At 41.9% G+C, this 14,018-nt stretch carries 19 protein-coding genes; 8 read left to right on the top strand and 11 right to left on the bottom strand.

Annotation, left to right across the window (positions count from 1 at the left end; translation table 11 throughout):
• The coding region (locus GJB61_RS12610; protein WP_195724319.1) for a transposase at window positions 1–421 on the bottom strand (421 nt) is incomplete at its 3' end.
• Here GJB61_RS12610 and GJB61_RS31695 point away from each other — a divergent pair.
• From GJB61_RS31695 to GJB61_RS12580, 7 genes are all read left to right on the top strand, one after another.
• Window positions 414–563, top strand: a complete 150-nt coding sequence (locus tag GJB61_RS31695; RefSeq protein WP_229521621.1) for a hypothetical protein — start codon at window positions 414–416, stop codon at window positions 561–563. The two genes, GJB61_RS12610 and GJB61_RS31695, sit on opposite strands and share 8 nt — an antisense overlap.
• A gap of 283 nt (window positions 564–846) precedes the next feature.
• Window positions 847–1,032 (top strand): helix-turn-helix domain-containing protein, encoded by a 186-nt coding sequence (locus tag GJB61_RS12605; RefSeq protein WP_154118819.1) that lies wholly within the window; start codon window positions 847–849, stop codon window positions 1,030–1,032.
• A gap of 884 nt (window positions 1,033–1,916) precedes the next feature.
• The gene (locus GJB61_RS12600; protein ID WP_154118818.1) at window positions 1,917–3,503 is read left to right on the top strand and encodes an acyl CoA:acetate/3-ketoacid CoA transferase; all 1,587 of its coding nucleotides are present in this window, start codon (window positions 1,917–1,919) and stop codon (window positions 3,501–3,503) included.
• 40 nt (window positions 3,504–3,543) lie between these two features.
• On the top strand, window positions 3,544–4,779 hold the full coding sequence (locus GJB61_RS12595; protein ID WP_154118817.1) for an L-lactate MFS transporter: 1,236 nt from the start codon (window positions 3,544–3,546) through the stop codon (window positions 4,777–4,779).
• Window positions 4,780–4,834: 55 nt separating this feature from the next.
• Window positions 4,835–5,779, top strand: coding sequence for a DUF561 domain-containing protein (locus tag GJB61_RS12590; protein WP_154118816.1), 945 nt, complete (start codon window positions 4,835–4,837; stop codon window positions 5,777–5,779).
• Between the two features lie 157 nt (window positions 5,780–5,936).
• Window positions 5,937–7,271, top strand: a complete 1,335-nt coding sequence (locus GJB61_RS12585; RefSeq protein ID WP_229521645.1) for a sigma-54 interaction domain-containing protein — start codon at window positions 5,937–5,939, stop codon at window positions 7,269–7,271.
• Window positions 7,272–7,299: 28 nt separating this feature from the next.
• Window positions 7,300–7,503 carry a hypothetical protein gene (locus GJB61_RS12580; protein WP_338115777.1) on the top strand — a complete coding sequence of 68 codons (204 nt, stop codon included), beginning with the start codon at window positions 7,300–7,302 and terminating at the stop codon, window positions 7,501–7,503.
• A 341-nt stretch (window positions 7,504–7,844) separates the two neighbouring features.
• On the opposite strand, the gene GJB61_RS32575 is transcribed toward GJB61_RS12580, so the two are convergent.
• The 7 genes from GJB61_RS32575 to GJB61_RS12550 all read right to left on the bottom strand — a co-directional run bounded on the left by GJB61_RS32575 (window position 7,845) and on the right by GJB61_RS12550 (window position 11,798).
• The gene (locus tag GJB61_RS32575) at window positions 7,845–8,018 is read right to left on the bottom strand and encodes a tyrosine-type recombinase/integrase (protein ID WP_420819746.1); all 174 of its coding nucleotides are present in this window, start codon (window positions 8,016–8,018) and stop codon (window positions 7,845–7,847) included.
• Entirely contained in the window at window positions 8,008–8,946 is a 939-nt protein-coding gene (locus GJB61_RS31690; protein WP_338115776.1) for a tyrosine-type recombinase/integrase, read from the bottom strand. Before GJB61_RS31690 ends, GJB61_RS32575 begins: the two co-directional genes overlap by 11 nt.
• Before the next feature lie 163 nt (window positions 8,947–9,109).
• Window positions 9,110–9,289, bottom strand: coding sequence for a helix-turn-helix domain-containing protein (locus tag GJB61_RS12570; RefSeq protein ID WP_154118886.1), 180 nt, complete (start codon window positions 9,287–9,289; stop codon window positions 9,110–9,112).
• Between the two features lie 523 nt (window positions 9,290–9,812).
• On the bottom strand, window positions 9,813–10,016 hold the full coding sequence (locus GJB61_RS12565; protein ID WP_154118814.1) for a helix-turn-helix domain-containing protein: 204 nt from the start codon (window positions 10,014–10,016) through the stop codon (window positions 9,813–9,815).
• Between the two features lie 85 nt (window positions 10,017–10,101).
• Window positions 10,102–10,491 carry a sigma-70 RNA polymerase sigma factor region 4 domain-containing protein gene (locus tag GJB61_RS12560; RefSeq protein WP_154118813.1) on the bottom strand — a complete coding sequence of 130 codons (390 nt, stop codon included), beginning with the start codon at window positions 10,489–10,491 and terminating at the stop codon, window positions 10,102–10,104.
• A gap of 655 nt (window positions 10,492–11,146) precedes the next feature.
• Window positions 11,147–11,491 (bottom strand): hypothetical protein, encoded by a 345-nt coding sequence (locus GJB61_RS12555; protein WP_195724318.1) that lies wholly within the window; start codon window positions 11,489–11,491, stop codon window positions 11,147–11,149.
• Between the two features lie 100 nt (window positions 11,492–11,591).
• The gene (locus GJB61_RS12550) at window positions 11,592–11,798 is read right to left on the bottom strand and encodes a hypothetical protein (RefSeq protein ID WP_154118811.1); all 207 of its coding nucleotides are present in this window, start codon (window positions 11,796–11,798) and stop codon (window positions 11,592–11,594) included.
• Between the two features lie 602 nt (window positions 11,799–12,400).
• Between GJB61_RS12550 and GJB61_RS12545 the strand changes: the two genes are divergently transcribed.
• On the top strand, window positions 12,401–12,667 hold the full coding sequence (locus tag GJB61_RS12545) for a glycoside hydrolase family protein (protein WP_154118810.1): 267 nt from the start codon (window positions 12,401–12,403) through the stop codon (window positions 12,665–12,667).
• 143 nt (window positions 12,668–12,810) lie between these two features.
• Here GJB61_RS12545 and GJB61_RS31685 read toward each other — a convergent pair whose 3' ends face one another.
• The 3 genes from GJB61_RS31685 to GJB61_RS31680 are packed head-to-tail and all read right to left on the bottom strand — an operon-like array spanning window position 12,811 to window position 13,951.
• Window positions 12,811–13,206, bottom strand: coding sequence for a beta-xylosidase family glycoside hydrolase (locus GJB61_RS31685; protein WP_267490801.1), 396 nt, complete (start codon window positions 13,204–13,206; stop codon window positions 12,811–12,813).
• Window positions 13,207–13,256: 50 nt separating this feature from the next.
• On the bottom strand, window positions 13,257–13,379 hold the full coding sequence (locus GJB61_RS32175; protein WP_338115775.1) for a beta-xylosidase family glycoside hydrolase: 123 nt from the start codon (window positions 13,377–13,379) through the stop codon (window positions 13,257–13,259).
• Window positions 13,349–13,951 carry a family 43 glycosylhydrolase gene (locus GJB61_RS31680; protein ID WP_229521619.1) on the bottom strand — a complete coding sequence of 201 codons (603 nt, stop codon included), beginning with the start codon at window positions 13,949–13,951 and terminating at the stop codon, window positions 13,349–13,351. The genes GJB61_RS32175 and GJB61_RS31680 overlap by 31 nt, the downstream gene beginning before the upstream one ends.
• Between the last annotated feature and the right edge of the window lie 67 nt (window positions 13,952–14,018).

The following is a 14,018-nucleotide window of genomic DNA, read 5'->3' as shown; positions in this document are numbered from 1 at the left end:
TCTTGGTCCCGTCTACAAAATAATGATCTAGGGAGACGTACTTTTCCTCGGTCAAGAACTGCAATACGGCGGTAAACACGGTTTCGAGGACCTCTTTCATCCGCTGGGAACGGAAGCGATTGAGGGTACGAAAGTCTGGGCGCTGCCTTCCGGCTAGCCACATGAAGGGAATCGATTCTCGCACAGCCTTGGCGATTTGACGGGAGGAATAAATGCGCTGGGTGTAGGCATAAATAATGACTTTGGTTAGCATTTTGGGGTGATAGCTGTCGCGGCCACCGCCGGGATACGCTGCGGCAAAGATAGCGTCGTCTAGCCGGTTGACGGCGGTATTGACGACACGAACGAGGTGATGGCTCGGGATATCTTCTTCTAAATCCATTGGCAGGCAAAGTTGGTCCATGGTATATTGAATGTACAAAGAAATCGCCCCTTTGAAATGGTTGCTGGTACTTCCATTTTACCAAAGGGCGATTTCTTTTTGTGATTTCAATGAAGATTTTGAGTATGATTTTTCCGCTGAAACCAGTGGAGAGGACGGAATGATTGCGGAAAAGCGGTAGCGGTCGCCTTTGTGTCCGGATTTTCACCGCTAAGGGGAATTCAAAAAATCTGGACACAACAGCGATTGGAGCAACGGTCCGTTCGCGGAGCGTCCTCACAAGCACAACCGTTTATCCGACTCCAAAAACAAGGGGTGTCCCAAGCAGCCATTTCATGGCTTATGGGACAGCCCCTTTTGTTTGCACATAGGTTACAAAAAGTTATTGGATCGAATGAAGCATGTGATGAAGTCTGCAGTTCATTGAAGAGATAAAGAGTATCTTTAAACCCGATTCAACCCGTATGCGAATCAAGGGTATAGACGATATCACTGAACTAATGGAGAAATCTGGCCTGAGTCGAAATTCAATTAATAAACTGTATCGAGAAACTCACTTGGAGACTATTAAGCTGGAGACGTTATTCAAACTTTGTGATACTTTTCAATGCAAGCTGTCTGATTTGATTGAATATGTGCCGGGAGAATAGGGGTTACTAGAGAGGAGCACTCGGGAGAGTGCTTTTCTCTTTTGTCAAAATATATGCTTTCCTGAAGCGCTGTTCATCATTATATTTCCTCCAATTTGATGGATAAGCTAATTCAATAACCCACGTTCGATCTGCCCAATGTAAGATGTGTGTGAAATCCTGATATTTTCCCCAATAGATTCGATGCTATTCATTTCCCTTCACCCCTAATCAAACGATAGAATTTCCGTGGATAAAAGCATTTAAGAGAGGTTTTTATATCTGATTATCTGAGAATATACAAATGGGAGTTAATGAGATTTATAAATGACCATGCTCTTTCAAACTGTAGTAGCGATTGCCACCAATGATTACATAATAAGGATTTGTAATATTTTTGGAGTGGCTTTGCTTTAATCAGCTGTTGCAAAAATGCAATTTACGCAATATGTGAAAAATATTTTATTTTTTCTTGAGATGTATTGAATATCGTAATATGCATTCTGCATCAATTTGTATAATCGCCGAATATGAAAGGGTCACCTACAGGTTGTTGTTATAACGTTCAAACATAAATGAATGAAATAGTGTGGTTAATTTGCGACTGTTAGTTCCAATCTGAATAAGAAAAAGTCAGAGTTGAATTTCCCTATCTTTTCCGGCACGCTTATTGATCATTTAAGAGAAAATGCGCTTAAAAAGAGTGCGTTCAAAAGAGTGAGTCGCAAAAAATCCACAGAAAAAAACCTTAATTTAGAGCCATTTCGGACCTGTTGACCCGTTCTTTTTTCTGTAATACGATGACATTGCGAAATATTTCACAAAACATTTGAGGTATACGAAGCAACAGTTTTATTTTTTTAGTCATTGAAGTGAAAATATTCACATGCGGGGGAGCAGATTAAATGACAAAAGTAATTTCAGCCGCAAAAGCAGCGGAACTCATTAAAGATGGAGATACAGTTGCGGCCAGCGGGTTTGGATTATCATGCTGGGCAGAAGAGATGGGGATAGCCATTGAAGATCGCTTCGTGCAAACAGGACAACCGAAGAATTTGACTGTAATGCACGCCAGTGCAGTCGGCAACCGCCGCGACAAAGGAATGAGCCACTTAGGCCATGAAGGATTAACTAAACGATGGATTGGTGGAATTGCAATTGCTTCCCCTGGGATGGCAAAGCTCATCGAAGAAGACAAATGTGAAGCGTACAATTTGCCTCAAGGTGTAATTACTCAGCTATACCGGGAAATTGCAGCTAAGCGTCCTGGTGTAATTACCAAAGTAGGTATAGAGACGTTCGTAGATCCTCGGCTCGAAGGCGGGAAAATGTCCCCATCTACGAAGGAAGACATAGTGAAGGTTATTGAGTTAGAGGGCGAAGAGTGGTTGTTCTATAAATCGTTTCCTATTAACGTCGGCTTGATCCGCGGAACCGTGGCTGATGAGAATGGCAATTTGACTCTTGAAAAAGAAGGTCTGCATATGGAGGTTCTGCCTATCGCTCAGGCTGTTCGCAACTCGGGAGGTATCGTTATCGCCCAGGTAGAGACGGTCGCAAAGTGTGGCACCCTTCATCCTAAAGATGTTAAAGTACCAGGGATTTTAGTAGATTATATTGTTGTTTCTAAACCAGAAAATCATTATCAGACAGAAAACACTCATTATAATCCGGCATTCTCCGGTCATGTAAAAGTACCTACCGAATCTATTGAATCCCTGCCGCTGGATGAGCGCAAAATCATCTCCCGCCGGACTGCAGTTGAGCTTCAACCGAATGCGATCTTGAATCTTGGGGTTGGAATTCCGGTTAATGTTGCAAACATAGCAGCAGAAGAGGGAGTAAGCGACCAACTGATTTTGACCACAGAGGCAGGTTCGATTGGCGGGGTTCCCGCAGGTCTGAAAGACTTCGGTCATGCTTATAACTCTGAGGCCATTGTAGATCATGACGCGCAGTTCGATTTCTATGATGGTGGTGGAATCGATTTATCTGTCCTTGGCTTGGCTCAAACCGACGAGTCCGGGAACGTAAATGTCAGCAAATTTGGAACTCGTGTAGCTGGATGCGGTGGGTTCATTAATATCTCTCAAGCTGCCAAGAAGCTTGTGTTCGCAGGTACATTTACTGCTGGCGGGCTAGAGATCAAGGTTGAAGACGGGAAGTTGCAAATCCTCCAAGAGGGAAAAGTGAAGAAGTTCATTAAGAAGGTGCAGCAAGTCACGTTCAGCGGTTCATATGCAGCCAAAGTACATCAACCCGTTGTATATGTTACGGAGCGCGCAGTATTCGAACTGCAGGATGGAAAAGTTACATTAATTGAAATAGCACCAGGTATTGACCTGCAAACTCATATTCTGGATCAAATGGAATTTGAACCGAATATCTCACCAAATCTTAAAGAAATGGATCAAGCCATGTTCCATGAAAACTGGGGAAAACTGAAGTCTATTATTGCCGAGAAAAACCGGGCTTTATTGGAAGTGAAGTAATTAAATATTGATCCAATAAACTATGAAAAGGGATGATGTCATGAATGTACCGTTGAATCGCTGGAGGATATTGATCGTATCAGCAATCATTAATATCTGTGTAGGTGCAATATACGCATTCAGTATTTTTGCACTGCCACTAACCAAAGTATTTGATGTTACGATGCCGGATATTATGATGGCTTTTACGATCAATGCGGCAATATCTCCAATTCCAATGATCCTGGGTGGGAAATTGGTGGATAAAGGGGGAGCCAAGAAGGCCATCTTCATTGGCGGGGCCATGTTTGGGATTGGCTTCATTCTGTCGGGACTCGCAACCGCACCTTGGATGCTGTATATCACATACGGTGTAATTACGGGGATAGGGCAGGGGATTGTGTATTCCTCTACCATTGGGAACAGTGTAAAGCTCTTCCCGGATAAAAGAGGATTAGCTGCAGGAATTGTTACAGCGGGATACGGTGGCGGAACCATCGTTATAGCTCCGATAGCCAACGCGTTAATCAGCGGCAATGGGGTCCAGTCTGCATTGATAATGCTCGGTGTCACCTTCTTGGTCATCATTCTGAGCCTTGGTCTGCTAGTTAAACCAGCTCCGGCGGGTTATGCCCCTGAGGGCTGGACGCCTCCGGCGGCTGGAGCTTCTAAGGGTGGAGTTAATGTACAGTGGCACGAAATGATAAAGAAGCCATTATTCTATGTGATAGCCTGCCTGTTCTTAATCGGTGCCTTGTCAGGAATGATGGTAACTGCTAATGCTTCCGTAATCGGTCAGAAGATGTTTGGACTTTCAGCCGCAGCCGCAGCGCTATATGTAAGCTTATACTCTCTCAGCAACTGCATTGGCCGTGTATTCTGGGGCGCTGTGTCCGATAAAATTGGACGGGTAAAATGTCTGCTCATGATCTATCTGGTCATTGCGAGCATGATGCTGACTATAGCATTAACTACAACAATAGCCGGATTTGCCGTAGCCATCGTAGGAATTGGCTTATGCTTTGGCGGAACCATGGGAATATTCCCTTCTATTGTCGGTGAGAAATTTGGGATGAAATATTACGGTGTGAACTATGGTGTAACTTTTATCGGTTATTCAGGAGCAGCATTCTTCGGACCGAGAATTGCCGGTAAGGTTGCAGCAGCCAATGACGGAATGTTCACGAATGCTTTTTACATCGCTCTGGTGATCTCCCTGGTTGGTTTTGCCTTAACCTTTGTTTACAAAGCAATGGAAAAACAACAGCCAAAACCGGAAGCTACTAAAGCTGCTTAAGAAGTTTAGTTACATTAACGATCAGCAATGATTAAAAAAATGGAGGTTTAATAAGATGTCGATTACAAAATTATTAGGTATTAAATATCCGATTTTCCAGGGCGGTATGGCTCAAATCGCCGTTTCTCCTCTAGTAGGTGCTGTTTCTAATGCGGGAGGGTTAGGCATTATCGGTTCAGGCGGATTTAGTGCTGACCGTCTCCGTGACGAGATTCGTAAGGCAAAAGAAAGCACCAATAAACCCTTCGCTGTAAATTTGATGTTGATGATGGACAATATCCCTGAACTTATTCAAGTCATTGTAGAAGAAGGCGTGAAAATTGTTACCACTGGTGCAGGCACGCCTGCTCCATACATGAAAACTCTCAAAGAAAATGGCATTATCGTAATTCCGGTAGTACCTTCTGTGAAAATCGCCAAGAAAATGGAAGCGTTAGGTGTTGACGCGATTGTTGCTGAGGGAACAGAAGCAGGCGGACATGTTGGTGAAACAACAACGATGGCTCTTCTGCCTCAAGTAGTTAGTGCGGTTTCCATTCCGGTTATTGGAGCCGGCGGGATTGCGGATGGCCGTGGAGTCGCAGCTGCATTTGCGCTCGGAGCACAGGGCGTCCAGGTTGGAACAAGGTTCCTGGCTACAGTGGAATGCCCTACTCACGAGAACTTCAAACAGGCAGTAATTACAGCAGATGATACGAGCACAACGGTTACTGGCCGCAGCCTGGGTGGTCCTGTAAGAAGTATTAAGAATAGTATGATTGCTGAATTCCTTAGACTTGAGAATGAAAAGGCTCCTCGTGAAGAGTTAGAGAAATTAAGCTTGGGATCTTTGCGTAGAGCCGTATTCGAAGGCGATACAGATACTGGCTCCGTAATGGCAGGACAAATTTGCGGGATGGTTAATGAGATTACCACAGTTGAAGAGATGATTACCACTATGTTTGAAGAGGCTCAAGAAATCCTTGAGAAGCTGGGTAAATTATCAGTTGTTGGTGCATAATTAAAGTGTAATATATAATAGCCAAGTGGTATCATTTACGTAATGATACCACTTGGCTTTTTTTCTAAAGATGAAATACAACTGTATAGGACTGATAAATTTGACTAAAAGAAATAAAAAATCAGGTAAACGTTCGATAGACGAAATTATTGAAGAAATGCCTTCTACTTTATTTGTCACCGATCCAAACGGAAATATATTAATTTCCAATGAATTTACCGCTTTAACCATTGGAGTTCAATTAGAAGAGCTGCTAAAGGCCAACGTCCAGGATTTGGTGAAGGCAGGCTATTATAGTCATTCCATTACGATGGAAGCCATTCAAAGTAAACAAAAAGTATCTAAGAATATTGATACGTCAAGAGGGTTTCATGTGTTCTCGACAGCTATTCCTATTTTGGATAAGGACGGGGAGGTGCAGCTGGTAGTCACCACCTCAAATGAATTCAAACAGGAACACACCTATTTTGAAGCTAATGTACCTGTAACCCAGCAAATCAACAAGCAATTAGGAGAAGCTGGAGCGGGGAAAGGGAAAGGTATTGTTGCCGAAAGTTTGGCAATGAAACAAATTATTAAAGTCTGCAACCAAATCGCATCCTACGACAGTAAAGTATTATTATATGGTGAATCCGGAACGGGTAAAGAGGTTATAGCGAAATATATTCATCTAAAGAGTGAAAAGTGGAAGGGTCCCTTCATTGCGATTAACTGCGCAGCTATTGCTCCGGCTGTATTTGAATATGAATTGTTTGGATACGAAAAAGGAGCCTTTGAAGGGCAGGCGGAAGTGAAGGCGGGCATGATTGAAATTGCCAATGACGGGGTTCTATTTCTGGATGAAATTGCGGATTTGCCCCTCGAGATGCAAGCCAAATTATTGCGGGTTCTTGAGAATAATGAAGTGAGACGGGTCGGCGGCATCTCGAATATACCGATCAATTGTCGTGTTATCTCAGCTACTAATCGGGATCTGTGGAGTCTGGTAAAGAAAGGGCTGTTCCGGGAAGATTTATATTACCGAATTAATGTGATCCCGATTCATATTCCTCCGCTTCGCAACCGCAAACTAGACCTTGTAGGATTAATCTCCAGTTTTATAGCCAGCTTCAATCAAATGTACGGTAAGAAATATGTCTTAAGTGCTGAAGAATTTGATAAGATGCTTAGTCAGCCTTGGCATGGGAACGCGAGAGAGTTAAGGAATTATGTCGAAAGACTTGTGGTTACGGAATACATGGGAACCAGCCAAGAGGAAGAGGATGATGTTGCGGATTGGTTCACAATCGACCACTTCATAGAAAAGAATAAAGATCAGCTTTCTGCTCTGAAAGACTTCACTGCAATAGCAGAGGGGCGTTATATTAAAAAAGTACTGAAAGATTGTTATGGGAACGGTACAGAAGCGGCCAAGAAATTGAGTGTGGACAGATCGGTTATTTACAGAAAGCTGAAGAAAATGGAAGAAGTGCTGGACTCCAAAACCTTATAAATGCACAAGGACAGAAGAATTTAATGATGTGCTGTGGCTGGCCCTCTCGGGCGGCGGCGTTGCATTTTCATTCCATGGTACCAAAGCAGTGATCACACTACAGGGGGATGCTATTGCATCAACTGGTAATAATCTGGCCAGGATTGGGATCAGCGTAAAAGGTAAACCGGTGATTGATGATCAGATAGATCAGCCGCTAACAACTATGTTGAGTTCCATTTCCTATATATAAAGTAGATATAGGATTAATAGATGACCAAAGTAAAGTTCAATAAACGTAAAAAGCAGGGGCGTATAGTTCCTGCTCAAGTTTTTATGCTAACATGGCTGTATATACAAATCCCTGAACGTAGAGAGTATAGAATACAAAAAAGCACCCTTTCCGAACTTTCTGTGGTTTAGAAAAGGGGCTATAAAGACTACTTCAGACTTGAAATCCTGCGGTACGTGAGTACCATACGGGTTCGACCCCCGTCCTTGGCATCCTTGATTTATAAGGGCTTTTTCCGAAGGAGAGAACGAGGAGGAGATCGCATGACTCTCATGAAATATTGAGGGTAGTGTGATCTTTTTTTATTGAAAGACCAAAACACCACTCATTGTTGATGCCGAAGACACTTTGGAACTGTACTCTAGATGAGAATAAATGTTGGCCGTTGTAGAATAGTTGCTGTGTCCCAGCCATTCCTGAATTTCTTTCATACTGACTCCGTTGGCGAGTAAGAGGCTTGCACAACTATGACACAGGTCGTGATAGCGAATATGACGTAAACCATTTTTTAAGAGTTCTAGTAAAGTTTTGTGTGATATAGCCGGGTTTAACTCGTTGTCCCAACTTATCCAAATAGATATACTCCTCATAATCAGTGCAGTAAGAGTTTCCGCATATTGCTTTGTTAAGTGCATGTAGATCGCGAATCCTCAGCAGTAATTCCTCAAAGGCCGGCACAAGAGGTAGAGTGCGGCGACTCGGTTTGTTTTTAGCCCGGTCCTTTTCAATGATGTGTTCTTGACCTTCAAAATAAACCGGAGTTACAGTGTGCCTAATACTAATCGTTTTGTTATCAAAATTTATAGCGGTCCATTTCAATCCGACTACTTCACTTCGCCGCAATCCATAAAAAGCGGCAAGAATGACTGCTAGCTCTATCAGTTCGCCCTTAACTTTTTCAAACAGAATATTAATCTCCTGCTTGTTGTAAAAACTGCCGACAAAATCATTTTTCTTTGGTCTTTCAATCTTATCTGCCGGATTAGTGTTAATTAAATCATTTTGGAGAGCATGTTTTAGCGCTTTGCGAATATTAGCGTGATAATGGAGAATTGTGTTGGTTGTCACTCCATTTTCGTTAAGCTCATACTGATAGTAATCTTGAATGTGACATGGTAATAGCTCTTTGAGAAACAGCCCTTTTTCTTCAAAGTAAGGTACAACATGATTAGTAATGACATTGTGGTACGAAGCGTAAGTGATAAATTCAACCTGGTGTTTCATCATTGCAAGCCACTGAAGCATGAAATCGGAAAAAAGTGGGCCTTGATTGACTGACTCTTCAACTATTGTTTCTTCCTCAGCAGCATTTAAAAGAAGACCAAAACTCATCCTTGTTTCTAATAGCAATGCCTCTCTGCTCTTTTTTTGTTTCCTTTTACCGAAAGGCCAGTAGGAATCCACTTTGGTTTTCTCTTACCGTGTTCATCCTTGCAATTTAAGACCATATAAAAAAGACCCTTTTTTTCTTGTGGGTGGCCTGCTACCATGAAAATACCTCTTTCATAGCAGCCCGCATTGATCCTACCATTGACGCATAAATCATAACACGTATGGCAGTGTTGATTCAATGCAGTAAAGCGTCACAGTGAGGGCGGTCGAAGGTGAATGAAAGCACATTAAGATAAAGCAGGATGTTTATTTTTGGGATTTTGTAAACCCGGCCAATTTTAAAATGACTGATTTTATTTTCTTGGAGTAATGTATAAGCAGTTTTGCTGCTTATACCTCCAAGCATTTCGCACATCTCCTCAATGTTGACGACATCCGGATAATTTTGAAACAACAAATCATAAGCCTCTTGTTGATTTATTGTTGTAGGGCATAATAATTCATATTAAACCTCCACTTCACTTTTAAATGGAAGAATATTAGACATAAGTGCTCTTACAAATTGTTAGAAGAAGTATTTTAAACTGTCGTTGGTTAATCGACATCATAGCTCTATGTAATATAGAGACTCCCCCTCATCCGAGCAGGCTGCCCCCAGTACAGTTACGTTGGCCAGGCAGAAGTATCATTATCACTCTTGCACATCATCGCGAATCAATCCACCATAAATTGATTTAAGCCAGAAAGTAATCGCTCAACCTTATTGAATAGTGAGGTTTCATGGCGTTTCCGCTTGGTCGCTTTCCGATTTACGGATACAAGAGTCAAGTATTTGAAATACTCATTTATAATATTTTCAATGTGCACTGGAGGTGAGAGTGTATTCACCTACGTTATAAAATGAGCAAATAAATAAAAAAAGCAACTCAATTGCCAAATTATTTATCAATATAGCGTTTAATATCGAAGCGACTAACAGCCATAATAAATTCTATAGTTAATTGTTGCTTGCAATCTTCACTGAATACTCCGTTATGCCAGGACAATTTATTTATCAGACCTTCATATCTATTGATAAGTTCTATTTCTGCATGTTTATCAGCAGATTGGGACATTTTTAGGAGATCCAGCACTTCTCTCATTGTTGTTCCTCCTTTTAGAGAACTATTGGCTCAATTCAATAAAAGGGATGGGGGACTTCGAATAAATGACATTGAATTAATTTGATTATGAATCTAAACTATCTTTTATTTTTAGTAATAGTTTTTTCTTGGATTTTGTTATTGCTTGCCTACTGACTCCTAGTATTTCTGCAACTTTCCAATCTGGTTTTTCCTCATGAAACTTTAAGAAAAGAAGTTTTTTTTCGAAGGAGCTTAATGTCAGAATAACTTTAAATAATGATTCTTTCTCATCTATAAGAGCGAAATCATTATGTTCAGAATTAATTTGCCCAAGTGTTCCCTCCTGAATTTCTTCTAACGATTTTATACGATACAATTCTTGATCATGCATTTTAAAAAAGTTACGACTCATAAAAGTCATACACGATTTCACATAGCTACTGAAAGCCATTTCAACCGATGAATATAATTCTTCTTTAGAATTAGTTTTCATTAATCTTCCTCCTTTCTTTATAAATGGAGAAAAATGATGTAAAATGCTACCTTTATCAGAAAATTGTCAAATATATTTCAAAATAGGATAAAGTGTTATTAAAGTGATGTGTCCAAGTCTTAGTTGAAAATTTAAATTTGATTAATAACATAAATAGAAAAGCCCCCTAACTGATGCCTGTAATGAGGCAACCACAGGGGACTACTATAATTTATTAATTTAATAATACGTAACTTAGATAGGTATCAAATTGTACCTAAACATATCTTAAATTGTAATAATATGTATCGATTTAGTGAATGGAAAATATCGAGGATTTATAGCAAAATCAGATTATAGTTAATCTCAGTATTTTACTGCTAATAACGATATAATAATTTGCAAACTTCCTCTTATTTGTATAACTGATATATTGATGAAAATAAAAAGGTGCCGCTAATTCCCCAGCTTTGTTTATATGTCACACCACCTATCTTCCTGTACTTATTAGGTGTAAACTCCAGTAAGATGTTTAAACACCCTATAATAATGAGTAGGAGTATCATAACCACACTGATCAGAAATCACATTTAAGGGTCATATTTGGTACTCTTCAATCAGTTCTAAAGCTGCCGTCATCCCAAAAGGAGCCATTCGCAAATTTTCTTTAGGGCTGTCAATTTCGCTCAAAATGAATCGATTGATCTGCAATAGCAACTGGCAAATGATTAGCCTGATGGCTTTTATAGTAGCCAGTTCTACACTCCTCAATTTCCTTCACCATGCTCTCTAATGCTGATTCGGCAACAGATTTTAAATGGTCCTGCAGTTCCAGTCTGTAGGATTTTTTCTTGCGGGCTAAATCATTACATAGCAGGCTTGAGTAAGAATCATCTAGAGGTTCGGCGGTGAATAGAGAGGCAAAGTAAAGTGCTGATGATATGATAGGCTCATCATTGTCAGGCAAGGAGTTGTGAATATTTTTTACTAAAATAGAAAATAAATCCATATTTTTATGCATATTGTCGATAAAAAAAGGTCCTTATCCTTGATACAAATTGAGAAGTTCATATCGGTCATGAAGATGGTTAGGGAGTTCGGTATCCTGATTTTTTAAAGTTCTAAGATTTCACTATGGAATCGGCTTTGACGGTGAGGTGGTATTTGCCTGTCGAAATCATATTACGAGTGAACGCACGGCAGTGTCCGGGGTAAATGCAACACTCCGAATCGTCAATGATGAGCATCAGGTAAGCTTGTACATCCGCGATATAAAAGAACAGTAGATCAAACTGGATCATGGCTTTGAAATGTCCGACTACCATCACAATGTATTAGGAGGGATCCTGAGTCTGCGTCTTGCGCTGAACTCCACTAGCGAAGAGAAACATTCAGAAAATTCAGTTAGGAAGCAGCGCAATTGATAGTGGAAGAAGACCAAATGAAAGGGGATATATAATATGAAAGCGCCTTTATTTCGAGTTCCAATTTATGATGACGCAGCGGATCCAGCTGTCGTCTAAAATAGGCAATAAACCCAGTTTTTACCTCCATCTCGTGGGAAGCGACACCAAGGTCGGTGCCATGCACTCATGCCACCCGTTCTCCCTCAGTTGTAGCTCTACGATTCGTATAAATCACCCACCATTCCTGCGCTTCCGGCACACTGCAGGGACTCTATTTCGAATGGGGCTGCAATAACTAAGCTTCTGCTGGGCTCAAACCGGGTGATCGACGCCTGTATTCATGAGTTACCTGGAGGCGGTTTCCGATTGTGGTACAAGGACGAGGCGAACCAGTTACATACCTATGCTGCAGATAGCAAAGATTTGTACCACTGGGAGGGAATTGGTCTTGTCCTTACCCAACGCCCCCACGAGGGGCCGAATGTATTCTTGTTTAAAGACTTCTATTGGATGATCGTAGATGAGTGGAGAGGACAGGGGGATTCCGTTCCAGTGATCTGGATACGTGGGAGCAAACAGGATTAATCCTTGATAAGCCAGGTGAGCGCGAGGATGATGGCGGGATTGTTCTGTATGCTGATGTTGTCGTGCAAGGCGAAGCGACTTATATCTTCTATTTCACCCATCTAGGAAGGGATGAGACAGGGAATGAGGTGGGCCTGGAAGGAAGTTGCGAAAGCCGCTGCTCCTCGATCCAGGCTGCTGGCTTGACGCGGTTAATGGTGTTCTGATTTGCGACCTTAATGAGCCGTTTGAAATGGAACTGACTGTAGAGGAATAGAAAGGCATATCACGTGCTCTTTGCTGTTGAGCAATTAGTAAGTACCCCCGCCCTAATAAAGAGGTGGGGGTACTTTGCTTGTCATAATTAAGATTATCCTATTCCATCAACACTTTGTATTTGAAACAGTCGAAATATGCTTCTTTCGATTGTTTGATCCAAATCCCGTGCACATAACGCGGCATAGGATCCAGTGAAGCCGAGCTTTCCGCCGTATTCATCTGATAGTGTACCTAAATCAAGCGGCGTGCACATGGCTATCCAGACTTCTCCATTGGGAGAAGCATAAAACATAATGTCCCGGTTGTTTAATTCAGCCTTTAGATAATATCGTTCCCAGTCCTTCACGGAAATTTGCATCAAAGAGATTTCAGCATACTTCCCTGCTCCACACATTACGACGACAAGGGCTACTCCTCTGATCTCATCGGCTGTCACCCGCAGAAAGTAATAGTCACTGTCGTCGTAATTGAGAACCAGTCCAGCCATCTGCATGAAGCTGTCCGGCTTGAATTCGAGGCAGGTGGATACTGCACACGCTAAATGCTGATTTGGCGACCGATTAGACTCTGGTCATGCAGCGAGGCAAGCGATTCTCGGCCTGTTAATCGCAGGTAGCCTGGACGGTTAGTCAAGCTAACCCATGATGGATCGAATGGCACGAAAGGCTCTCATATGGATATCCAAGTTCCAAATAATCTAAATCATCCCGTTCCGGAAACGGCTCGAACGGGTGCGGCGGCAGACCAGGCGCATCTACATTAAGCGCGGGTAGCTTTCCGCCATGAGCCAATCGCAGCCAGCCATCTTCAATCCATATGCTGCGTTGAATAGCAGTCTCTCTTCCGAGCGGATTCATTGTAGCTGTGCCCGGGATGGGATGTGTGCATAAATGAGCCAAATACCAATCGCCGTCCTGTGTCTCTACCAGTGATCCGTGACCTGCCTGCTGTAAGGCAAAGGTCAGATCATGCGCAGTGTTCATAATCGGATAATCGGGATCAGTCTCGTAAGGACCTATCAGGCTGTGGCTTCGAGCCATCGAAACCATATGTTTAACCCCAGTACTGCTTTCAGCAACAAGCAGGTAATAGTAGCCATCCCGTTTGTAGAGCTGTGGGCCTTCAGTTACACCTGTTGGTGTACCTTTAAAAAACTCATGAACCGAACCCGTTAGCTTTCCAGAAGTTGAATTGTATTCCTGCGAAATCTGTGTGTAAAAGCACTTTGACAAAACCCATCTTAAAAGCAAATTTAAAGGACGGTACCTTCGGATTTCGCCCGAAACGAAGTGCAAAAAA

Origin of the sequence: Paenibacillus monticola (assembly GCF_009664975.1) — a bacterium.
In the GTDB taxonomy this organism is placed as follows: Bacteria; Bacillota; Bacilli; order Paenibacillales; family Paenibacillaceae; genus Paenibacillus_AQ; species Paenibacillus_AQ monticola.
The sequence above is the reverse complement of the archived record's forward strand: the minus strand, read 5'-3'. Positions and strand labels throughout refer to the sequence as shown.